This window comes from Parabacteroides sp. Marseille-P3160, from assembly GCF_900162725.1.
Lineage (GTDB): Bacteria > Bacteroidota > Bacteroidia > Bacteroidales > Tannerellaceae > Marseille-P3160.
In genome coordinates, this window is sequence record NZ_LT799418.1 from 601,148 (window position 1) to 623,881 (window position 22,734).

14 protein-coding genes and 2 pseudogenes are annotated in these 22,734 nt (G+C 42.3%); 9 read left to right on the forward strand and 7 right to left on the reverse strand.

Features of this window, described 5'->3' with window-relative positions; all coding sequences use genetic code 11:
• The first annotated feature begins 465 nt into the window (after positions 1-465).
• The gene (locus tag BQ8014_RS02490; RefSeq protein WP_080902986.1) at positions 466-2,097 is read left to right on the forward strand and encodes a DUF6377 domain-containing protein; all 1,632 of its coding nucleotides are present in this window, start codon (positions 466-468) and stop codon (positions 2,095-2,097) included.
• On the opposite strand, the gene BQ8014_RS02495 is transcribed toward BQ8014_RS02490, so the two are convergent.
• The 5 genes and pseudogenes from BQ8014_RS02495 to BQ8014_RS02515 form a co-directional block, all read right to left on the reverse strand.
• Entirely contained in the window at positions 2,094-2,609 is a 516-nt protein-coding gene (locus tag BQ8014_RS02495; protein ID WP_080902987.1) for an NUDIX hydrolase, read from the reverse strand. The genes BQ8014_RS02490 and BQ8014_RS02495 overlap by 4 nt on opposite strands.
• Positions 2,606-4,642, reverse strand: coding sequence for a DNA topoisomerase 3 (locus BQ8014_RS02500; RefSeq protein WP_080902988.1), 2,037 nt, complete (start codon positions 4,640-4,642; stop codon positions 2,606-2,608). Before BQ8014_RS02500 ends, BQ8014_RS02495 begins: the two co-directional genes overlap by 4 nt.
• Positions 4,643-4,822: 180 nt before the next feature.
• Positions 4,823-6,082 (reverse strand): annotated as a pseudogene (locus BQ8014_RS02505) (malic enzyme-like NAD(P)-binding protein); the annotation flags it as partial.
• A 406-nt stretch (positions 6,083-6,488) separates the two neighbouring features.
• A complete protein-coding gene (locus BQ8014_RS02510) occupies positions 6,489-8,339 on the reverse strand; it encodes a ChbG/HpnK family deacetylase (RefSeq protein WP_080902989.1) in 1,851 nt (616 codons plus the stop codon).
• A gap of 218 nt (positions 8,340-8,557) precedes the next feature.
• Positions 8,558-9,130: an RNA polymerase sigma-70 factor gene (locus BQ8014_RS02515; protein ID WP_080902990.1), complete on the reverse strand. Its 573-nt coding sequence runs from the start codon at positions 9,128-9,130 to the stop codon at positions 8,558-8,560.
• 147 nt (positions 9,131-9,277) lie between these two features.
• Between BQ8014_RS02515 and BQ8014_RS02520 the strand changes: the two genes are divergently transcribed.
• The 6 genes from BQ8014_RS02520 to BQ8014_RS02545 all read left to right on the forward strand — a co-directional run bounded on the left by BQ8014_RS02520 (position 9,278) and on the right by BQ8014_RS02545 (position 20,967).
• Complete coding sequence (locus BQ8014_RS02520; RefSeq protein ID WP_080902991.1) at positions 9,278-10,300, forward strand: FecR family protein; 1,023 nt, start codon at positions 9,278-9,280, stop codon at positions 10,298-10,300.
• A gap of 225 nt (positions 10,301-10,525) precedes the next feature.
• The gene (locus BQ8014_RS02525; protein ID WP_160150014.1) at positions 10,526-13,738 is read left to right on the forward strand and encodes a SusC/RagA family TonB-linked outer membrane protein; all 3,213 of its coding nucleotides are present in this window, start codon (positions 10,526-10,528) and stop codon (positions 13,736-13,738) included.
• A 20-nt stretch (positions 13,739-13,758) separates the two neighbouring features.
• A complete protein-coding gene (locus BQ8014_RS02530; RefSeq protein WP_080902993.1) occupies positions 13,759-15,444 on the forward strand; it encodes a RagB/SusD family nutrient uptake outer membrane protein in 1,686 nt (561 codons plus the stop codon).
• 251 nt (positions 15,445-15,695) lie between these two features.
• The gene (locus tag BQ8014_RS02535; RefSeq protein ID WP_160150015.1) at positions 15,696-17,978 is read left to right on the forward strand and encodes a glycosyl hydrolase; all 2,283 of its coding nucleotides are present in this window, start codon (positions 15,696-15,698) and stop codon (positions 17,976-17,978) included.
• Positions 17,975-18,742 (forward strand): 3-keto-disaccharide hydrolase, encoded by a 768-nt coding sequence (locus BQ8014_RS02540; protein WP_200814335.1) that lies wholly within the window; start codon positions 17,975-17,977, stop codon positions 18,740-18,742. Before BQ8014_RS02535 ends, BQ8014_RS02540 begins: the two co-directional genes overlap by 4 nt.
• Positions 18,743-19,284: 542 nt before the next feature.
• Positions 19,285-20,967, forward strand: coding sequence for a DUF5722 domain-containing protein (locus tag BQ8014_RS02545; RefSeq protein ID WP_139785057.1), 1,683 nt, complete (start codon positions 19,285-19,287; stop codon positions 20,965-20,967).
• 230 nt (positions 20,968-21,197) lie between these two features.
• Here BQ8014_RS02545 and BQ8014_RS02550 read toward each other — a convergent pair whose 3' ends face one another.
• Positions 21,198-21,509 carry a helix-turn-helix domain-containing protein gene (locus BQ8014_RS02550; RefSeq protein WP_080902995.1) on the reverse strand — a complete coding sequence of 104 codons (312 nt, stop codon included), beginning with the start codon at positions 21,507-21,509 and terminating at the stop codon, positions 21,198-21,200.
• Positions 21,481-21,822, reverse strand: coding sequence for a type II toxin-antitoxin system RelE/ParE family toxin (locus BQ8014_RS02555; RefSeq protein ID WP_080902996.1), 342 nt, complete (start codon positions 21,820-21,822; stop codon positions 21,481-21,483). Before BQ8014_RS02555 ends, BQ8014_RS02550 begins: the two co-directional genes overlap by 29 nt.
• A 348-nt stretch (positions 21,823-22,170) precedes the next feature.
• Between BQ8014_RS02555 and BQ8014_RS02565 the strand changes: the two genes are divergently transcribed.
• Together BQ8014_RS02565 and BQ8014_RS19620 are read left to right on the forward strand one after the other, a co-directional pair.
• Complete coding sequence (locus BQ8014_RS02565; protein ID WP_255376319.1) at positions 22,171-22,422, forward strand: beta-propeller fold lactonase family protein; 252 nt, start codon at positions 22,171-22,173, stop codon at positions 22,420-22,422.
• Positions 22,423-22,635: 213 nt separating this feature from the next.
• Positions 22,636-22,734: pseudogene (locus BQ8014_RS19620) on the forward strand (glycoside hydrolase family 16 protein); the annotation flags it as partial.

Here is a 22,734-nt window from a genome sequence, read left to right on the forward strand (position 1 = left end):
GATATTGAGTTTTGGCTCTTGAGTGTTTCACAGCTGTCGAACATGTGTTTCACAGCTGTCGAACACGTGTTTCACGGTTGTCAAACACATGTTTTATGGCTGTCAAACACGTGTTTTATATCCATCAAACACTCAATTGCCACCATACAAAAGGGCAAACGTATTTACCCATTTGTTAGGCGGAGTGTTCTCACTCCGTCGTGTTGGAAGCAAAGATATGAGCTCCTGCTTTGCCTATCCTTAAAAAAAGGAGAATCATTGCGAGGCGGGAGCCTCGCTTTTATCACCGACGGAAGCTGGAGCTTCCGCCGAACATAACAGGAGTTTAAATTTGCCCGTTCATACTGTTCATACTGATATTCTTTTTTGTGGAGAATGAATTCTTAAGTTTATCCTGGATTATATAGTCTTTCGTTCCGTTTTTTTTTAGTAATTTCGTTACTTCAGTGATTAAGTACGGATAGAATGAAACAACTGTGGGTCTTATTCTTCTTATTAACCTTGAGTCTTTCGATCCATGCATCGAATGGGCAGCTCGATTCCTTGCTCTCGGTATTGGATAAAACCATTCAGGAGCGTCCGATCTATGACCAGGAGACAAGGGAGCGGATCCTGCTGATTGAAAAGAGCCTGCAGCAGAATATGTCTTCCAAGCAACGCTTTAATAAGTACGGCGAGCTTTTCGGTATTTATAAATATTATCAGATGGATTCAGCGCTGCAGATCGTTAAAAAGCAGATGGAGCTTGCTCAGAGAGATAAAGATCAGCAGGAAATTTCTATTGCTACGATGAATCACGCGGAGGTGATGATGACTACCGGCATGTATAAAGAAGCCTTTGATATTCTACAATCGATTGATCACACCCATTTCAGAAATTACGAAAAGTCCACGATCTATCATCTCTATCATTCGCTCTATATTTTATTAGCCAGTTATTCGTTCAGTAAGGATGAACGGGATGCGTATAAAGCCTTGGAACTCCAATATAAGGATTCGATTCTATCCGTGATAACTCCCGATGATCTGGCCTATTACATGGTAAAAGGGATGAAACTGTTGCAAATCGGCCAGGTTGACGAAGCATTGAAACTTACCCTTGCTTGCGGAGAGAAATTCCAACTGACTAATCATGAGATCGGGATGGCAGCCTACAATCTTTCGGAAATCTATATGGAAATGGGGCAAAAAGAGCAAGCCCGGATTTATTTGGCTATTTCATCTATTGGAGATATCCGTTCGGGAGTGAAAGAGTATATCTCGCTACGTAAACTGGCGATCCGGCTCTATGAAGACGGAGATATCGAGCGAGCCTATGCTTATATTAAATGTTCGATGGAAGACGCTCTCTTTTGCAGTGCACGGATGCGGACTCTGGAAATATCCCAGATGCTGCCGATAATCAACTCGGCTTACGATCAAAAGGTAAGACAGGAAAAAGAACGTTTAAATCTGTTTATATTCCTGATTTTAGGATTGGTGCTCGTATTATTAGTCGCTATTTTCTATACCTGCAAACAGATGAAAGCATTGTCGATTGCCCGTCGGTCGTTGAAAGAGAGTAACCGGAGCCTGACAGGAATGAATGAGGATTTGAATCTTCTGAATCGGGAATTATCTGAATCCAACCGGGTCAAGGAAGAGTATATCGGGCATGTTTTCAATATGTGCTCGGTCTATATTGATAAACTGGAGGATATACGTAAGAATGTGCATCGGAAGCTGAAGGTAGGACAGATAAAAGAGGCGTTGAATATGACCGACTCTTCCTCCACACTGGCCAATGAGCTAAAAGAGTTTTATAAAAGCTTCGACACGATGTTCCTGAACTTGTATCCTAATTTCGTGGAAGAATTTAATTCACTCCTCCTTGAAAAGGAACAGATCATCCCCCGGGACGGAGAGTTGCTTAGTCCGGAATTGAGGATCTTTGCACTGGTACGTCTGGGCATCAGCGATAGTACGAAGATAGCCAGTTTCCTGCATTATTCCTCCCAGACAGTCTATAACTACCGTTTGAAGGTGCGTAATAAGGCGAAAATACCGAAGGAGGATTTTTCGGATGCGATCAAACAGATCGGCATACTCAAATATTAACATTGTTGAAGTACTTTCTTGAACTCATTCTCGAAGTTAGGGGTAAAGACGGCCTTTCCGATGTTCTCCTCAATTTCCCGGAGAGACCAGAAACGGCCGCCTTCCAGTTCGGAAGGATCAGGGGTGATCATTCCGGTATAAAGGGTTCTGAAAGAGTGAACCAATTCTTTTTCGATCGCAGACTCAAAGACATAACGGGCAAGGAAGACCGGCGTAAAGTCCGTGATACCCAGTTCTTCCCTTACTTCCCGGCGGAGCGCTTCTTCAATCGTTTCCCCGTAATCCACATGCCCTCCTACGGCAGTATCCCATTTTCCCGGTTGGATATCTTTATTCATGGCTCGCTTTTGCAGATAGAGCTCACCGGCTTCATTGAACACATGGAGGTGGACCACCGGATGTAAAAGTTTGCTGCCGCTATGGCATTCTTTCCGGGTTGCTTTGCCGATCGTATGGCCTTCAGCATCCATTAAAGGAAAATATTCTTCTTTTTGTATGATCGGTTCGTTCATAGGGATTGGATTATTTTTTCTAATTCTTCCTCGCTCAATCCTTCTCCGTAGGTGGCGTAATCGAGCCGGAACGTACATCCTTCTTTGTACTCGGAACATCCATAGGCTGTTTTGCCGCGTAAGATCGTTCCTTTCTTACACCGGGGGCAGCGCAAGGGCTTTTTTTGTTTCTTTACTCTTTTAGCCGTACCTCCGCTTTGCTTCGGTGGCTTTTTTTTCGTGTTTTCCTCCTCTATCTGTTCCTCGATCGTGATGGTTTTGGTCGATTGATCCGATAGGACATTCAGCACGATCTGACGCACTAAATCTTTTAACTCCTCAAGGAATATATTTGCCTTATACGTACCCCGCTCAATCTGGCGTAGTTTCTTCTCCCAAAGTCCGGTGAGTTCCGCACTTTTCAGCAGTTCTTCGTGGATCGTATCGATCAGTTCCACTCCGGTGGCAGTTGCATACAGGTTCTTTCGTTCCTTGCGGATATACCTTCTCTTAAATAAGGTTTCAATAATAGCGGCCCGGGTAGAGGGGCGACCGATACCGTTCTCTTTGAGTGCATCCCGCAGCTCTTCGTTATCGACTAATTTACCGGCAGTTTCCATCGCACGCAGGAGGGTTGCCTCCGTGTAGGGTTTGGGTGGCTTCGTCCACTTCTCCGACAATTCCGGTTGATGCGGCCCGCTTTCTCCTTTGACAAACTCCGGTAAGATGCCTTCTTCCTCGTTTTCTTCCGCTTCCGGGTCTTTCTGTTCCGCTCCGAAGACCACTCGCCAACCGGGCTTCAGGATCTGTTTGCCGGTCACCTTGAATTCCACCGTATCTACTTTTCCAAGTACCGTGGTCGTGGATATTTCGCAATCCGGATAAAAGGCGGCAATAAACCGGCGGGCCACCAGATCATAGACTTTCCGTTCGGGTTCGGTCAGGTTACGGGGAGCAACGCCGGTCGGGATGATCGCATGGTGATCGGTTACCTTGGCATTATCGAATATCTTTTTACTTTTCGGGATCTTCGCGGCTAAAACCGGGGTCGTCAGTTCGGCATATTCTGTCATGCCTTTGAGTGTCGCCGGGATCTTGGGGTAGATATCTTCACTAAGAAACGTAGTGTCTACCCGGGGATAGGTCGTTATCTTCTTTTCATACAGAGATTGGATCAGTTTCAATGTCTCGTTTGCCGAGAATGCGAATTTCCGGTTACATTCCACTTGCAGGGAAGTCAGGTCGAAGAGGCGGAGCGGGGCTTCTTTCCCTTTCTTCTCCGACACATCGGTGACCACAAAGTCTTTGTCCAGGACGGTAGAGAGGAACGCCTCGCCTTCTTCCTTTTTGGCGAATTTGCCTTTTGTCGCGGAGAAGCGCGTATTCCGGTAGATCGTTTTTAATTCCCAATAGGGCTCCGGTCGGAAGTTTTCGATTTCTTTCTGGCGGTTCACGATCAGTGCAAGTGTAGGGGTCTGTACCCGTCCGATGGATAAGACCTGCTTGTTCTGCCCGTACCGCAGCGTATATAGCCGGGTTGCATTCATCCCCAGGAGCCAGTCTCCGATGGCACGGGAGAGTCCAGCCTCATATAAAGATTGAAAATCCGATTGATTCTTTAGTTGTTGAAAGCCTTCCCGGATAGCCTCCTCGGTGAGCGAGGAGATCCAGAGGCGATAGACCGGGCATTTGCAGCCAGCTTTCTGCATCACCCAACGCTGGATCAGTTCTCCTTCCTGTCCTGCATCCCCGCAATTGATGACCATTTCGGCATTTTGGATCAGCGACTCGATGATCTTGAATTGTTTTTCATACGATTCGTTTTCAATCAGTTTGATGCCGAATCGCGGGGGGATCATCGGTAAGGCGCCGATGCTCCAGCGTTTCCAGTCGGCCGTGTAGTCATGCGGTTCCTTTAAGGTGCATAAATGGCCGAAAGTCCAGGAAACCTGGTATCCGTTTCCTTCGAGATATCCCTCCTTTCTCTGGGTTGCTCCGAGTATTTCGGCAATTTCGCGTGCGACGCTTGGCTTTTCAGCGATACAAACTTTCATTCACTATCGTTCCTCTGTTTCCATCTGCAAAAGTACAAAATCTATTCCGTTCCGCAATTTCAATTTATAGGTACGGCCGGGGGGCTACCGGAGTCTCTAAAAACAAAGCCGTTCCTCTCGAAAGAGAAACGGCTTATGAAACATTCTTAATTTATATAACCAGGTTAGTTAACGTTTGAATTTTTCCAGGGAAACAGCATAGGCATCCCAATCGGTAATGTTATGCTGGGCGACGCCGGACTCGACAGCGGCCTTGGCTACTGCGGTGGAAACGCGTACCAGCAAACGGGGATCAAATGGTTTCGGAAGGAAATAGCTTCGTCCGAAAGCGAGGTTGTCCAATCCGTAGGCATCCAACACGCTCTTGGGTACTTCTTCCTTTGCCAGTTCGGCCAACGCATAAACCGCAGCTGTCTTCATCTCTTCATTGATGGCGGTTGAATGGACATCCAATGCCCCGCGGAAGATATAGGGGAATCCCAATACGTTGTTGATCTGGTTCGGATAATCGGAACGGCCGGTGGCGAAGATGATGTCTTTGCGGGATTCGATCGCCTTATCATAAGCAATCTCCGGGTTCGGGTTGGCCAAGGCAAAGACGATCGGGTCAGAATTCATTGTTCTCAACATCTCTTCTGTAAGAACGTCTGCTACCGATAAACCTAAAAAGACATCAGCGCCGGCTACTGCCTCTTCCAATGTCTTTATATTGCGGGTGGTTGCAAATTCTTTTTTCGATTCGTTCAGGTCTGTACGATAGACAGACAAGACGCCTTTGCTATCGCACATCACTATATTTTCCTTTTTAGCCCCTAATCGCAGATACATTTTTGTACAGGAGGTGGAAGCGGCGCCTGCACCGTTTACTACGATTTTGATATCCTCTATTTTCTTTCCGGCGATCTCGAGCGCGTTGAGCAGACCCGCTGCGGAGATAATGGCTGTCCCATGTTGGTCGTCATGCATGACCGGAATAGGTAATTCGGCCTTCAGGCGCGTTTCGATTTCGAAACATCCCGGCGCCTTGATATCTTCCAGGTTGATACCTCCGAAGGTAGGAGCGATTGCCTTAACCACTTGGATGAACTTTTCGGGATCTTTTTCATCCACCTCAATGTCAAAAACATCGATGCCTGCGAATATCTTAAATAAAAGACCTTTTCCTTCCATTACCGGTTTCCCGGCTATGGCGCCGATATCACCCAATCCGAGCACGGCGGTACCATTCGAGATGACAGCCACCAGGTTGCCCTTCGCTGTATATTTGTATGCATCCAGAGGATTCTTTTCAATTTCCAGACAAGGCTCAGCTACGCCCGGGGAATAGGCGAGTGATAGATCGTCCTGCGTGCTGTAAGGTTTAGTGGGGATAACCTCGATTTTCCCGGGTTTCCCCTCGGCATGATACCGAAGCGCATCTTCTTTTGTTAACTTTGCCATAAATATTATTTTATTGATTCAAGTAATAGTTCATTTTTGGAAAGTGCAAATTTAGCAAAATTATTAACGGATAATCCTCTTTTTTCTCTTAATTGTAAGTAGTATTGTTCGGCCCCTTCGATTAAAAATGCTTAATGAACGTTTGGCTTGGATAAAATATTTATGCAGCTTTATCCTTATACAAAAAATAAGTTTATTCATTTTTTGTAATCCCATTGTTGTAGGAACCAGTTGACAACTATTCTTGAGATTAAGAGGGAACTAAACTTGCAGCAACATTTTTTCCGAAGCAGCGATCTGTTATCCACCGGTTCTCCAATTTTATCCTTTGGTTGTAATATAAATATATTATACGGAGGTAATATCCTTTTTCTAATTTTTATCTAAACTCTTGAGAGAGGAATCTTTATTTCAGTGCCTTGAGCAGGTGTTTCCAGATAAGGTCGATCTCCGCCTGCATATCGTTGATATGGGCAGTTGTCACGATGACGGCATCTTTCTCGGGAAGAACAATAATAAACTGTCCGTTGGCTCCGTCGGCACGGTAAGCGTTATGACGGCAACGCCAGAGCTGATAGCCATAACCTTGCATCCAGTCACTGTTTTTTTCTTTTATCTCTTTTCCGACCCAGGAAGGGGCCTGCTGGATATGCGCCCGGGTAGCCTCGTCAAACCAGGCTTCGGTAAGTAATTGTTTGTCGTTCCACTTTCCTTTCTGCAATAGGAATTGTCCCATCTTTGCCATATCTTCTGTTTTGATGTAAAGTCCCCAACCGCCGGTATTTACCCCCGAAGGGCTGGCGTCCCATTTTACCCCCGTGATGCCTAAAGGGCGGAAAAGGCGCGGATAGAGGTAATCTGTCAGTTTTTCTCCGGTAACTTTCTGCAGGATGGAAGCCAGCATATAGGTGGCCAAGCTGTTATAGACGAACCGGGTGCCCGGTTGATGCACGATCGGAGTCGCCAGAAAGCGCTTTTCCCAACTATCCGGTTCGGTCGAAGTACGGATTTCCCCCGTAGGATCGGCGTCATGGCCGACCGACATGGTCAGCAGGTCTTCGATCTCCAGTTCGGCCAGATAGGGAGAGACTTCAGCAGGCAAATCGTTAGGAAAGAAGGAAACGACTTTGTCGTTCACCTTCAGCAACCCTTCCTGAACGGCGAAGCCGATGGCTGTCGCCGTAAATGTCTTACTGACCGAATTCATGATATGAGGTTCTTTGGCCGAATGTTCGCCCAACCATTTTTCGTAAATGACTTTCCCATGGCGGAGAATCATAAGGCTGTGCAAATCCTGTCCGCTTTTCTTCACGTCGGCCAGATAATCCCGGATCTTTTGCTCCGATACCTTTTCGGCTTCAGGCGCGCTTCGCGGGAGCGCTTTCGTCAGTTCGTTGTAGCTGACCAATCCAATTCCTTTTTCGCGGATGGTCTGTTTCACCCGGTCGGAGGTGAACAGATCGGTGACGCCTTGCCGGTCTTTGGCGACCTCTTCGTATCCGATGTGGCCGACCGTACTCATTTCTTCGTTATCGAGCGCCGGATGATCCAGGAAGAGATAGCTCTTTCCGGACTGTAACTTATTCAGCATCCGAAGGAAGCTCTCTTCCTTTTCGGCCGAGGTAGCCTTCGGGCCGTCATAGCCGACAAACTCTACTTGGTAGGCATTCATCGCTTCGCTCCGGTCTACGGCCGTGAGGTTATATTCATCCGCAAGGCGGCGGACTAATTCGGAAACGTCTTTATGAAACTGAAGCGCCCCCATATGCCCGGAGAGATGGCTGATTTGCGGGATATTCTTCAATGCCAGCTCGATCTGGGCGCGAAACTCCTGTTCGACTTCCTTGAGGCTCCATTTGTTTTCAAGGACGGATAATCCCGGATAGGCTGGATTAGGCCACATCATTGGGAAAAAATAGCCATTAGAGTCCGTTAGGCTGGGAGCCTGTGTCAACGGGCGCCATTTAATGTTTTCCCATTCACTGGTAAGCGTAAGGTGAAGCCCTACATCCAAACCGGGATTTTCACGCAATAACTTGACTGCTTCGGGGAACCAGGGCGTCACAACCATCACTTCCACGGAGGTAATGATTCCGCTCCGGTAGGTTTCCATGCAAGCGATATTGCTTGCCCGGAAGGAGCCCATATCATCGGCCCGCACGATTAATCGGGGCGGATTGGCTTGGGAATAGGCTGCCAAGATAAGTAGGGAGCTTGACAAAAGCAGGCAGAGGATGGAAATTTTAAGTTTTTTCATGTGAATGGGTATTATTTGGTTATGCTGTCCAAAGGTATAAAAAATATTCAAGTTCCATGAGTAAATCCGGGACGCTTGTCTTATGTGGGGTCTGTCAAAATGGATAAAAAATCCGATTGCTCCTCATTTGTTTATCAACAGCGGAAAATAAATTATTGATCAGTATATTGATAGATAATTTATATATATGTGTAAATATATAAAGCGAAAAATTATGATTAATGGATTATGATCCAGAGAAGAAGAGGTAGATAGTCCTTCAACTCGATACGGAGAATTTTTAACGCCTGCGTAATCCGGTAGGCAATCGTTTTGGGAGAAACGCCCGTGAGCTCGGCAATTTCATTATAAGTGAGGTTCTTGAACCGATTCCATTCGAAGGCCTGGCGATACTCTTCGGGAAGGCGCCGGATGGCGTCGGAGAGGAGTTGCATCAATTCTTCCCGTTCGTAGAAGTCGGGGTCTTCAAACTGCTGCCGAAATTTTTCCCGAAATTTTTCATGGACTTCCTCTTTGATTTTCCGGTGTTCTATACGATTGAGGCATTTGTTTTTTACCATAGTGAAAAGCAGCGACTTGACCGAAAGCTCCGGAATCAACGCCTGGCGGTTTTCCCAGAGCCATAGCATGACATCCTGCACCAGTTCTTCTGACTCGACGAGCTCGACATATTGGGAGGCGAAAGCGCATAACTTGCTATAATAATGTAGATAGAAGGAGTCGAACATGGCTTCATCCCCTTCTTTCAGCAAGCGAATAGCATTAGAATTATTGACATCTATCGTACGCATCTTCGATCGATTTGTGAACAAACATAAATAAATAATTAGAAATATTCAGGAAATGAGGTAAATTTCTTTTTATTGGAAAAATAATTTACTTCCGGTTTAGTACATTTTCATCCTGAACGGTATTATATACAGAAAGCAAAGAAGAAAATGGAAAACCCGGAGAATGAAATAGTGATACGGTACCTTTCAGGAACAGCTTCTGAAGAGGAAAGGCGTGCGGTTGAGAAGTGGGCCTCCGAGTCGCCGGAGAACGAGCAGGCATTGGAGCAATTCTATTTTATCGGGCAATTGGCCGACCATTTAAAGGCCATAGACCAGATAAATGCGGAGGCATCCCTGCGCGATTTGAAGGAAAAGATTCGCCGGGAAAAGAAGTCCATTTCGATCAGGCGACGGTGGATGGCCTTACAGCGGATCGCCGCGATTTTGTTTTTGCCCGCCTTACTTTTGTCTTATTATCTTTTTACCCGGCAACAGCCGGCGGAAGCGCTTCCCCAATACATAGAAGTGCGGACGAACCCCGGCATGGTGGCGGCGGTCGATTTACCGGACGGCAGCAAAGTATGGCTGAACGCAAGCGGGTACCTCAAATATCCGACCCATTTTGCCGCCGGGCATCGGGAAGTCTATCTGGCCGGTGAAGGCTATTTCGACGTTGCGAAGAGGAAAAATCAGCCTTTTCTCGTAAAAGTGAACGAATCGTATGGAGTAGAAGTAACCGGTACCGAATTTAATGTTTCCGCCTATGGAGAAGATAGTAAAATAGTTACCACACTGGTCGAAGGTTCCGTGCAGTTAAATCTGCGTACTGCAGGCCGGAGTGAACGCTATCCGCTTCATCCCAATGAGAAAGCGGTTTTTAAGGCGGGGAAAATCTCTGTCGAGACCGTTGACCCGATCTATGAAACCGGTTGGAAAGAAGGGAAAATGTATTTCAAGAATCTCCCGATGCAGGATGTGCTTCAACGGCTTAGCCGTTATTATAATGTCCGGTTTGCAGTGAATAACCGGAAAGTCTATGAATCCATCATCACCGCCAAATTTGAGAACGAACAACTGCCGCAGGTATTGGAATATATCCAATTGGCGACCGGCATAAAATATAAAATAAGGAAACCGGAAATCAGCGGAGAGAAACTGAATGCCGTGGTAGTAGAGTTAACCAAATAAAAATCAAGTATGAATTGTAAAACCATTTTGCCTATGGGAAGGAAATAGGAAAAAAGAAAAAAATACGGAAGAATGCAGCAACATCCTTCCGTACGAAAGCCATCTGCTGCGATTGCAGCTATTAAATAACTTTAAAACACCAAATACAAAAGTATGTATAAAAAATTAACCTTAAAAAAGTTAGGGGGAAAATCGTATACTCTCTTACGAAAAATACCATTAGCCATGAGACTAAGTATTCTTTTTCTTTTTTTTAGTATCGGAATGAGTTTTGCCGGCAACACCTATGCCCAGAACAAGCTCATTTCACTGAATGTAAAGAACTCCAGTGTTGGTTCGATCTTGGAGCAGGTGGAGAAGCAAAGCGACTTTACCTTTGTCTATGACGCCCATCAAGTCAACACGGCAAGAAACGCTTCCGTTGCAGTTGAAAACAAAAATATCTATGAAGTACTCACCCAGCTATTTGATAATTCCGATATCGTCTTCACGGTTGTCAACAAAAAGATCGTTCTGAACACAAAAGAAGAACTTCCGATCGCTTTGCAACAACCGCAAACCCGTAGAATTACCGGGACTGTAACGGACGAAAAAGGCGAACCGATTATTGGTGCCAATGTCATTGTGCAAGGTACTAATATGGGGGTAATTACAGATTTAAATGGAGTATTCTCTTTAGATATACCTACCGGAAATAAACAGTTACAAATCTCTTTTATTGGTTATCTTACTCAATATTTGGATATAACCGAGGGCACTAAGTTTAGTGTTATACTAAAAGAGAGTATTAATGTATTAGATGAGATTGTCGTTGTAGGTTATGGGGCTTTAGATAAAAAGGTGATGACTAATGCTGTCACAAAAATAAAATCTGAAAATTTTACAAGTGGAACCACTTCTCCATTAATGGCAATACAAGGAAAGGTGGCCGGACTCTCCGTACAATCGACAAACGGTTCTGACCCGAATGCAAATCAAAGCATCCAATTGAGAGGAGCTAATTCCATTAATGCTGATATGGGACCGCTTATTGTGATCGATGGCGTACCTGGAGCAGAGATGGCTTTAGTTGCCAAAGAAGATATAGAATCCATAACAGTGTTGAAAGATGCTTCTGCTGCAGCAATTTATGGAACAAGAGCTTCTGGAGGTGTTATTTTGGTTACCACCAAGCGACCTCAGATCGGCAAAGCCCAAATCAATTTTGTAAGTGAGCTATCTACAGAAACTGTAAGGAAGAAGCCCGATATTCTTACGGCTGACGAGTTTCGTAGCTATGGGAAAGCAGACAGAGATACTCCGGGTGACGGAGGGTATAATTATGGAGGGTCGACAAATTGGTATGATAAGATATTACGTTCGACTCCATTGAGCCAACGCTATGTAATTAGCGCAAGCGGTGGGACAGAAAACGCTCGTGTCGGAGGAAGCGTTACGGTCAGAGATGCAAAAGGTATGGCTATAACTTCCACCAGAAAAGAGCTTAGCGGGCGATTGAATACCTATTTCAAATTTTTAGACGACCGGCTTGAATTAATCTCGAATATTAGTTATTCGGAGATAAATTCAAATCTTATCGATAATGAGATTTTTGAGAAAGCAATGACACTAAACCCGACATATCCTTTATATAGCGATCAATATGAATCGGGTTATAATATGATACTCAATCAGTCCCAATTATTTAATCCTGTGGCAGAAGTTAAATTGAAAAACAACAATCTTGAATCCACTCTTCTATTGGCAAATTCAACGTTGAAATTAAATTTGACTGATTTTTGGTCTGTATCGGCCATGGTCGCTGCCAAAAGGACTTCTGCTTACCAAGTTCAATATAGATCGGCGCAACATAGGATTTCTTTGGAAAACGGAGTAAAGGGATGGGGTTCCGAGGATTATAAAAGGTATATAGACAAGACTTTTGACCTAACCTCTAATTTAGACAAAACCTTTGGGGATCATACTATAAATGCTGTTGCCGGCTATTCCTTTCAAGAGTTTAACGGCCAGGGATTTGGCGCTGATAATCAGAATTTTTTAGTTGATTATATAGGAGTTAATAATCTTGGATCAGGATCATACCTGTCGGAAGGAAAAGCCAATATGGGATCGTTTAAAGATGTCCGGACTCGTTTGATTGCTTTTTTAGGACGTATAAATTATGCTTATAAAGACCGTTATTTGTTAACCCTTACGACACGTTATGAAGGATCTTCTAAATTCTATCAAAATAAGTGGGGGACTTTTCCGGGGATATCGGCCGGATGGCGTATTTCATCTGAAAATTTCATGGAGAATGTCAAATTTATAAACGATTTAAAGATCCGTGGTGCATATGGCGAGACCGGTAATGCAGGTTTTAGTTCTGTAAATGCTTTCCGGATGTTTAGCCTTGATTCTTGGACATATGTTAATGGACAATGGATGAGAGTCTACGGGCTACAACATAACCAAGTAAAGGACATGAAATGGGAAGTTAAGAAAGAACTTGACTTTGGTTTAGACTATGCAGTATTAAATAATAAACTGACGGGTCGTTTTGATTGGTATAATCGGAAAGTGGATAGGTTGATTTATGTTATACCTGTTGCGTCTCCTCCTAATGTTTACGGTAGTTCTCAGACGAATGCCGGGAATATGGAAAATACCGGTTTTGAATTTGAATTGAGTTGGAATGCAATAAACAAGAAGAATTTCACATATAATACAACTATTGTAGCATCTACAAATAATACTAAATTAAAAACATTGGGCATTGGCAATGCCTATGTAGACTTGCATACATTGCCTCATCCCGGATCACCCGGAACAGCTGTCCGGATACAACCCGGCACGGAAATTGGGAAATTCTTTCTATTTAAAAGTGCCGGATACGATGAGAATGGAATGGCACTGATCTATGATAAAGACGAAAATATTATCCCTTATGATAGGAGGAATCCCGAAACAGACAGGAGATATATTGGGAAATCAATTCCGAAATTAACCTTATCCTGGGGACATGACTTGCGCTATAAACAATGGGATTTAAACATTTATATGCGTAGCTGGCTTGGGTATGATGTGTTTAATGTCAATGAGATGTATTATGGCATACCTACTTCATTGAGCAATGGAAGGAATGTATTAAAAGATGCAGTCACAAAAAATGCATTTATTAGCAAGGACAACCCGCGTCTACTTACGGATGAATGGTTAGAAAACGGAAGTTTTCTCAAGGTGGATGTGATAACATTAGGTTATACTTTCAATAGGAAAATGATCAGACCATTAGCTAATGCCCGTATCTATTTGACGGGACGTGATTTGTTTACAATTACGGGTTATAAAGGATTGGATCCGGAAATAAACGTAAACGGACTTGAACCCGGATTCGAGGATGTCAATGCTTATCCAAGGACACGTACGTTTATGCTGGGAATTCAAATAGGGTTTTAATTTATTAAAAAAAGGATATTATGAAGAAAATACAGATAATAAGGAATACCATACTGATAATGATAATTTCATTTTTGAGCTCATGTACTGATTTGGAGCCTGTATGGTATGATAAAGTAACACCTGAAACATTCTATAAAACAAAGGAAGAAATCTACTCTGCCATGGGACGTCCTTTTACTCATTTTGATTGGTTTCTCGGAGATAAATGGATTTCTCAGGAATGTACTGCCGACCAGTTTGTTGTTTTGACAAAAGGAGTCAACTTCGGAGGAGATTTTGAGCGTATGCAGCATAGTGACTGGGACGCGAATTCAGGTTGGGTTACCGGCGGATGGACGGGGGCTACAATGGGCATTACTTTGTGCCTTGACGTCATCGGAGACCTTGAAAAAATAGATTATAATGCTATCGGCTTAACTGAGGCGGATCGGCAAGACCATACGAGCCAACTTAAAACGCTAATGGCTTATTTCTATATGCGAGGATTGGATTGGTATGGTGGAATGCCTATTTATAGGTCTATAGATGAGAAAGATTTGAAACCCAGGAATACGGATGAGGAAACTTTTAATTTTATTGATTCGTTGCTTACCGATGCTATACCCAAATTACCTGTTATCTCCTGGGATAACTCTCAAGGGCAAACAATCAGCAGAGGTGCGGCCGCAGCAATTAAGGCCGAGCTGTACTTTAACGCCCAATCCTATATAGGAGAAGATATGTTCACGGAATGTGCCAAGATCTGTGAAGATATTATCAATGGGGTATACGGAGAATATGAATTATCTTCTACCTGGTACGGACCTCATAGTTTTGATAACAATAAGTCGAAAGAGTTATTATGGCTGACGCCTTCCGAAAGAAATAAGTTGCAGTATAATTCTTTCTATATGTATGCGTTTCATTATCATAGTACGAGTTATATGTATTTTGGAAATGAGACGTTGGGTGGAGCGATGAATGCAACAAGTATTCAACCGTCAAGGAAACCTACGGGCGAAATATATACTGAATTTAAATTAGGAAAGGCTTATGAGAAATTCAATGATAAAGACTTGAGGAAGAAACCTTACAAATATAAGGGAAATGGCGCATATGAAGGTATGTTCATTGTCGGTGATTTCAAAACGCCTGAAGGAAATGTCATAAATGGATTTGAAGAATATAAAGACAGGCCTCTTGTTTTTGTCGATTATGTAGGGCGGATGTCACAAGTAGGATCCGCAACATACCCAACAGTCGGCAGTTTACACTCAACGGTAAAAGACGGTGAAGAGAATTCCGGAGTAAGACTTGTAAAAGTACCTATTCCTACATCATCCGATGTCAATCTAACCTGGGGAGCAGACCGGCCCATTATCAGGTTGGCTGAGATATATTATATGCTTGCTGAATGTAAATGGAGAGCCGGAGATAAAGCTTCTGCCGCCAGCCTTATTAATGCAGTACGTAAAAGAAATTTCGAGAATGAGGTTGATCCCGATCCTGTAACGGCGGCAAACCTGGATAAATATCGATTTGTTGACGAATGGGGCATCGAATTCTTAGGTGAAGGACGCCGAAGAACTGACTTGATACGGTGGGGCATGTTTGTTACTGAAAATTGGTGGGATCATAACGCCTCTAATGATAAAAGGCTGAACCGTTATCCTTTGCCGAGTAGTGCGCTTTCCGGTAATAATCTATTGGAACAGAACCCATAAATGTCTTTTTAATCATAAGGGGAAGATATTAACAGTAGAATTTATCTTCCCCTTATATTTAAAGAAGGTGTGTTGTCAAAAGTCATTCGCTTTCAATCGAAAAAATGACAGTTATGACTAAATTCAGTTATAACTATGAACGAACGCAGTCATAACTATGAATGCACGCATTCATAGTTGTGAATTTTTTACAGCATTTTCTTTTGACACAACCCCGGGAAAAGAAGTAATTTATGATAAATAGAGATTATATGAAGAAGGTATTAACAATACTTGCTCTTGGCATGACGATGATTGCATGTTCTTCCAGCCAAGACGGGTTGAAGGAGAAATTTAAATCACCTCCGAACCAATACCGTCCAATGCCATTTTGGCATTTGAACGGGCATCTAACTACCGGAAAAATAGAAAAAGAAGTGACCGAAGCTAAAACTTTATCCGGCTTTGGAGGAGTCACAGTACTTCCTGTATCACCAAGGCCTCAGCATCCGACCGGTATTCCATGTCCGGGAATGAGTCCGGCTTATTTAAGCGATGAATACTTTGAGCGCTATTCGGATATACTGCGAATATCGGAGAAGCAGGGCACTCAAGTTATCTTATATGATGATATTGATTTTCCCAGTGGATCAGTAGGAGGGCGCCTGCAAAGAGAGTATCCTGAATATACACGTAAGTTGATAAAAAAGTATGAAGTAGATATTATCGGGGAAAAGCGGATAAAGGAACAATGCCCCGATCCTAAATCTATAATCATGGCTGTATCGGCAATGAATATGAACACAAAAGAGATTGTCGATCTACAACCTTATCTGGATGAAAATAATGCAATAGACTGGAAATCTCCAAAAGGTAAATGGAAAATTATGTTTTTCATTTGTGAAATGAATACAAATGGTGTTCATGGGCCTTTGGTCGATTATATGCAGCCCGAAGCTGTGTCTAAATTGATCGAAATGACTTATGGAGAATATGATAAAAGGTACAGCCAATATTTTGGCAATGTGATAACCAAGACCTTTTTCGATGACGTCGGTTTTGTTCATCAGGAAGAGACATGGACTCCGGCCATAACCCGGATATTTGAAGAAAAATACAAAAAGAACCCGGCACTCTATTATCCGGCCTTGTATTATGACATAGGTTCCGAAACGGAAGCTGCCCGGGTCGCTTTTTATGATATCCGTTCCGAATTGATGGCAGAAGGCTATGTAAAACAAGTTTCAGAATGGGCTGCCAAAAGAAATCTTAAAAGTATGGGACATCCGCCTGAAAATTACAGTCCGAATTCGGTCGTGGCCCATGGAGATATACTTAAATATTACCGTTATGCACAGATTCCATTATTAGATGCTATTTTTTATTATGGAAGAGGTCTGAATGGATTTAAACAAGTGAGTTCAGCGGCCGACTTAGGCGATAAACCATTAGTTGGAGCGGAGTTGTGTGGTGCATTTTCCGCAGATATGGATTCCTTAGCAATGTATAGAACTACGATCGAGGCGATTGTACGAGGTGTAAATTTGGTTGTTCCTCATGGTATGTGGTATGACACGGATCCGAAGAAAGTAGCTATACCTCCGCTGATAGCTCCCGAAAATCCATTGCTTAGGGATTGCTTGCCTCGTTACAGCGCTTATGTTGGGCGGGCATGTTTGCTGTTACAGGGCGGAAAGCACGTCTCCGAAATCGCTTTATTATCACCGATAGCTTCAATACAGGGAGGCTCGTATATTAATAGGGATGCTGCGTCAGGACTGCCTGTGGCTAATTGGGTGCCGGAAGGGGTGAATCATCATCAGTTGAGTGATCTGCTTACGAACCAACTTCGTCGGGATTTTACATTCATACACCCTGAAAACTTGTGCAATGGTAAAATAACAGCAAATGGGCAAGAACTCAGATTGAATAATGCTACGAATATTCAAGATTATAAAGTTTTATTGCTTCCCGGAGGAGATATTATTTCGGCAGCTACCCTAAAAGCGATAAAGAAATATTATGACGGAGGAGGCAAAGTAATAGCAACGGCGTCTTTACCCTTCAAGTCCGCAGAATTTGGACAGGACGATATTGTGAAGAATATTATATCGGAAATGTTTGGAGTTGATGCTTCGGAAAAAATAACGGCAGATCTTTCGAAGTCGAACAGTAAAGGCGGACAGATCAAGTTTATAAAGGCAGTGACAAAAGAAAATCTAAGTGAAGCATTCAACCGGATGAATATTGTTGCAGATGTTCAATTTGACGAAGTATCTATTCCTAAACATGAGATAGGATATGTAAACTATATACATAAACAGAAAGATGGTAAAGACTATTATTATTTTACCAATACTACAGAAAAGGAGATGGATCTAACAGTTTATCTGCGAGGTGCAATTAAAAATATTGAATTATGGAACCCGCATACAGGTAATATTTCAACTGATGTGAAGGCATACAAGCATAAAAAAGATGATATTGTATTAACGGCTGTTGATATAAGAATCCCTGCGGTTTCATCTATATTTGTAATAGGAAATCGTAAATGAAAAATAATCAAATGGAAAAAGAAATGTTAAGGTGTCTTTTAGGGAGTTTATTCCTTTCCGTATTTACTGTTTGTACTGCCAACGCACAAAAAATAAATGAATTGACTCAGGCTGAAGTAAACGATGGCTGGCAACTTTTGTTCGATGGCAAAACGACAAACGGCTGGCATTCTTTTAATCGGACTGAAGTGCTAAGTCCATGGAAAGTAAAAAATGGCGAACTGAACTTTAAAATAACGAAGGAAGGTGAGCGTGGATGGGACTTAGTTACTGACGAAGAATTTGAAAACTTCGATTTGCGTTTAGAATGGAAAATAAGCAAGGGCGGTAATAGTGGCGTTTTTTTCGGTGTGAAAGAAGGAGCCGAGTATGGATGGGCTTCGAGCACAGGGATAGAAATGCAATTATTAGATAATATAGAGGGTGCAGACAGGCATGATCCTAAGCATTTGGCAGGAGCTATGTATGATTTGATAGATGCTTCACAAACGTCTAAACCCAAACCGGTAGGCCAATGGAATGAGTCCCGCATACTTAAGAAAGACGGACAGGTTACATTCTACCTTAACGGTATCGTTACCGCAAACGTTTATATGGGCGGTTGCGAATGGGCAGATCTTATTGCCAAAAGTAAATGGAATGGGTCGGATAAATATAATGGAGAAGATATAGGGAAATTTCAAAAAGGGAAAATAGCCCTTCAAGATCATTTCGACGAAGTATCGTTTCGTAACATCAAGATAAAGAAGCTTGAGGAAAAATAGGACTTCAAATGGCAAACGGAAGCGGCACTGCGAATATAAAAAGCCGCTGGTTGTCCTATGTATTATAATGTAGAACCTAAAAAACAATATGAAAAATGTGTAATTTATTATTGATGCTTTTAATGTTATGGGGAGGATGTCGCGATAATGGAAACGGTACTCCTGATTCACCGATCCCTGATCCTCCAACTCCGAGTTCGGAGATCTATTTGACCCCGCGCCAAGCAGATTCGAATCAAATAGAATTTAAGAAAGATGGGGATGGTTGGATTGTAACAACCGGCGGTTTTGATCCCTTTTTCTTTGTTGATGCATCCAAAGAGGTTAATATCAAGACACATTATATACTTTCTTTTGAAAGTTTCAATACGACAGAATCTTTGCCGCTTATTATTTTTGTTGGAAGTGCCCTGGACAACAATCATTTGATCGAAGGGTACAGGATGCCTCGTACTGAAGGATGGATCACAAATTCATATGATATATCCGTTACATTAGAATCGCCTCCTACTCCCTTCACACAGCTTCGTATCCGTTTTGGGATGTCTGCGGGTAAAACATTCAAGGTAAGAAATTTCATATTGCGTGAGCCGACTGAGCAAGAAAAAGAATCAGTTGAAAATAGGGAAAATCTGGAAAGGCAAGATCAAGAATTGACGGCCCGTTTACAAAAATATTTGTCTAAAAATTTCCAATCAAGGATAACGTCGATTCAGGCAAATCACGGTGACGGAAAAATCCTTATAAACGGACAAACAAATAGAACCGATTTCAAAAATATAGGGTTAGCTGAAATTCCCATGTGGGAAGATGCGACTAATTTGAAAAAGCCTACAACATTTATACCGCTTACATCAAGTGATATATCTGTATCGATTGATCGAATAGCAGATGATAAGCACGATCGTTTATTATCGGGATGGGCTATTGTTGAAGCCAAAGCGGATGGATATGAATTACTGTCGGCAATGCATTATATTGACGATATAACACCTCGGTCGCATTTGTCAAATATAATACCTCGTACTTTAAAAGGCATTGGAGGGTGCCCTCCCGATCATCAGGATATGATTGATTTAGGTATTGCATCCGTAACATTCAACATCTTACTGGATCAGGTTTTATATACAGAAAATGGTGCAGGACGTATCCCTTATACCTATGCAGGAAAAACTTGGTATGCAGACGTTCAGGGCGAACATTTGAAAGGTATAGACAAGGATATGAAAATCGCTCAACAGAAAAACTGGATGGTATCTGCCATTCTTCTAATTCCGGTGAACAGAAGCGGAGATAAAAAATCATGGTTAGGGCTGGCTGCTCATCCTGAGACCCAACCAAGTGCAGCATTCTCTATGCCAAATTTTACGACAAAGGAAGGTGCAGAAGCTTATGCAGCCACAATGAGTTTCTTGACCGAACGGTATAGTAATGAAACTTACGGGCGTATTCATCATTGGATTATCCATAATGAAATACAAAACGGATTTTATTGGTGTAATGCGGGGAAAAAAACAAAAGAAACATATATGAATTTATATCAGAAATCAATGCGGACAGTATATCTATTAGCACGGCAGTATGATGAGAATGCTAAAGTCCTGATATCATTAGATCATGATTGGAATCGTATAGGAGATCCTCGTGGATTTAAAGGGAAAGAGGTTCTCGAATTATTAAATAGTTTTGGGCGCAAAGAGGCTGATTTTGAATGGGGTATTGCGTATCATCCATATGCTCAGAATATAAATAATCCTCGTACATGGGAAGATACTCAGGCAACATATAGTTTCGATACACCCTATTTGACATTCAAAAATTTGGAGGTATTGGATGCCTGGACAAATCAACCAAGTGTACTCTTTAAAGGTAAGCCTCGCGAAATTCAATTTACCGAACAGGGGTTAAATTCTCCGGATTATGGCGAAAAGTCATTATGGGATCAGGCTGCCGGAATGGTTTACATCTGGGAAAAAGTAATCAGAATGAAAAATGTAACGGCATTTCAATATCATCTATGGGCAGATGCTTATGAAGAGGAGGGATTACGTTTAGGCTTGAGGAAATATTATGATGCCCAAGGCGATCCTCTCGGCAAAAAACCTATATGGGAGGTATATCGTGCTTTTGAAACTTCGGATTGGGACAATGTGAAAGAAAAATATAAATCAACGTTAGGTATTAGTAACTGGGACGAGGTCTATTATAAAGGTACTATTTATTAATAAAAAGGGTGGACATACACTGTTCATGTGATTTTGTAAATGTAAAACAACAGGACATAGGCATTTTATATCTGCCCGCAAATTTCAAAAGGAATAATATGGACGAAAATCTCTAAGGATACCTGTTCTGCCTAAATCTTCAAAAAAATATCCTACTTTTACGGATAAAAGTTGGATGGATGATGAAAATGGATAAAATAAGGGGCTGTCCGACTTTTTGGACAGTCTCTTTACATGCCTGCTATTAGTTTTACAATTTCAATCCTTAGTCCGAGAGCATTCATTATTCGATAGAATGTAGCAACACTTGGATTTATAGATCCATTCTCGATGCGCGAAATATATGATTTAGTTACATTGATTCTTTTTGCAAGTTCAGATTGCGTTACTTTAGCTTCTCGTCTTGCACCCAGTAATATCTGGCCTGTATAAAAAGCATATGCTTCTTCATCGAACTTTACTCGCTCGGGGGTCCCCGGTGTTCCAAACTCTTTATTAAGTTCTGCACTAATATCAGTCAGCATGTTGTCTTTTGTATTCATAATATTTCTCCTTTATTTTTAGAGCCTTTTCAATTTCTAATGGTGGGGTTTTTTGCGTTTTCTTTTGGAAACCGTTAAATAAAATAACTATTTGTCCATCATCAAAAATGAAAAAGATACGATAAATATTGCTATTGTATTCTATACGGAGTTCATACAGTCCGTCCCGTATAGATTTTATGAACTTTATAGGCAAACGGTCTTCTGTTTCAAGCAACGAAAGTATATATTTCACCTTTAAAACTTCCTTTTCTGTCAATGTAGCAAGAAATTCCTTATAATATCGACCGAACGCTATTACTTTTCTTTTCATAGTGCAAATATAACGAAAGTTGCAATATATTGAAACTTTTATAGATTATTTTTATTCTTCTTTCCTTTTCTTGTCTATTAGTATCCTTTCCAACATATATTTTTATGTGAATGAAATAAACGATTTAACGAAATGGAAAAAGAAAGAGTATTATTCGGGTGCAATGAATCGGGAGAGAACAGATGATGAAAGCAATTTTTAAAGCGGCCGGGAAATTTTGTTTTCGGAAAATGCACTTGCTTCTTCGGTTAAAGGGGCAACTTCAGAGCAGACTGAAAGTGACGAATGGTTTCTGTTGGTGGGTGCCAGTACTGCCGATGGGGGGAGTCGGGGAATTTATATGTATAAATTCAATGTAGGGTCCGGGAAGACGGTACTTTGATGAAATTGAATTTGTTGATAGGGTTCGAAGGTTCAGGACCGGATAAGAGCTGGCAGGATAAGCCTCATCTGCATAGTGTAAGGTATTCTCCCGACAGACGGTTTTTGTTCGCTTTCGATTTGGGGACGGATAGTCTCTATCGGCTGCATGCTACGGGAGCGACAGATGAAGGACAACCAGTTCTCTCGGAAAGTGGCTTCGGTTATGCAAAAAAATAGCGGATATTTATGCTGACAGCTGCAAAGTAATTTAATTTTTTTGTTTCTTTAGGCGCTTTAGTACCCATTTAAAATCTCTGATACAATGAAGACCTGTTTGCCGCTTTCGATATTATTTCTGTTTGTTTTTTTCTTAAAGGGTATGCCGTTTCGGAAAGAATCGCTCCGTATCAAGGAGGATCGGGTAAGTACACTAAATTGCCTCTTTGCCTCGGCAGTTGGCCGGCTATTTGGATGATGCCGACCTATTCCGTTCATGGTGGATGGCTTAAAAGCGGGGAAATTGATATTATGGAGCATGTCGGTTATATG

Excerpts from the sequence above, each read along its gene's own strand:
- BQ8014_RS02490 (WP_080902986.1), top strand. The coding sequence starts at position 466 with ATGAAACAACTGTGGGTCTTATTCTTCTTATTAACCTTGAGTCTTTCG.
- BQ8014_RS02495 (WP_080902987.1), bottom strand. The coding sequence starts at position 2,609 with ATGAACGAACCGATCATACAAAAAGAAGAATATTTTCCTTTAATGGAT.
- BQ8014_RS02500 (WP_080902988.1), bottom strand. The coding sequence starts at position 4,642 with ATGAAAGTTTGTATCGCTGAAAAGCCAAGCGTCGCACGCGAAATTGCC.
- BQ8014_RS02510 (WP_080902989.1), bottom strand. The coding sequence starts at position 8,339 with ATGAAAAAACTTAAAATTTCCATCCTCTGCCTGCTTTTGTCAAGCTCC.
- BQ8014_RS02515 (WP_080902990.1), bottom strand. The coding sequence starts at position 9,130 with ATGCGTACGATAGATGTCAATAATTCTAATGCTATTCGCTTGCTGAAA.
- BQ8014_RS02520 (WP_080902991.1), top strand. The coding sequence starts at position 9,278 with ATGGAAAACCCGGAGAATGAAATAGTGATACGGTACCTTTCAGGAACA.
- BQ8014_RS02525 (WP_160150014.1), top strand. The coding sequence starts at position 10,526 with ATGAGACTAAGTATTCTTTTTCTTTTTTTTAGTATCGGAATGAGTTTT.
- BQ8014_RS02530 (WP_080902993.1), top strand. The coding sequence starts at position 13,759 with ATGAAGAAAATACAGATAATAAGGAATACCATACTGATAATGATAATT.
- BQ8014_RS02535 (WP_160150015.1), top strand. The coding sequence starts at position 15,696 with ATGAAGAAGGTATTAACAATACTTGCTCTTGGCATGACGATGATTGCA.
- BQ8014_RS02540 (WP_200814335.1), top strand. The coding sequence starts at position 17,975 with ATGAAAAATAATCAAATGGAAAAAGAAATGTTAAGGTGTCTTTTAGGG.
- BQ8014_RS02545 (WP_139785057.1), top strand. The coding sequence starts at position 19,285 with ATGTCTGCGGGTAAAACATTCAAGGTAAGAAATTTCATATTGCGTGAG.
- BQ8014_RS02550 (WP_080902995.1), bottom strand. The coding sequence starts at position 21,509 with ATGAATACAAAAGACAACATGCTGACTGATATTAGTGCAGAACTTAAT.
- BQ8014_RS02555 (WP_080902996.1), bottom strand. The coding sequence starts at position 21,822 with ATGAAAAGAAAAGTAATAGCGTTCGGTCGATATTATAAGGAATTTCTT.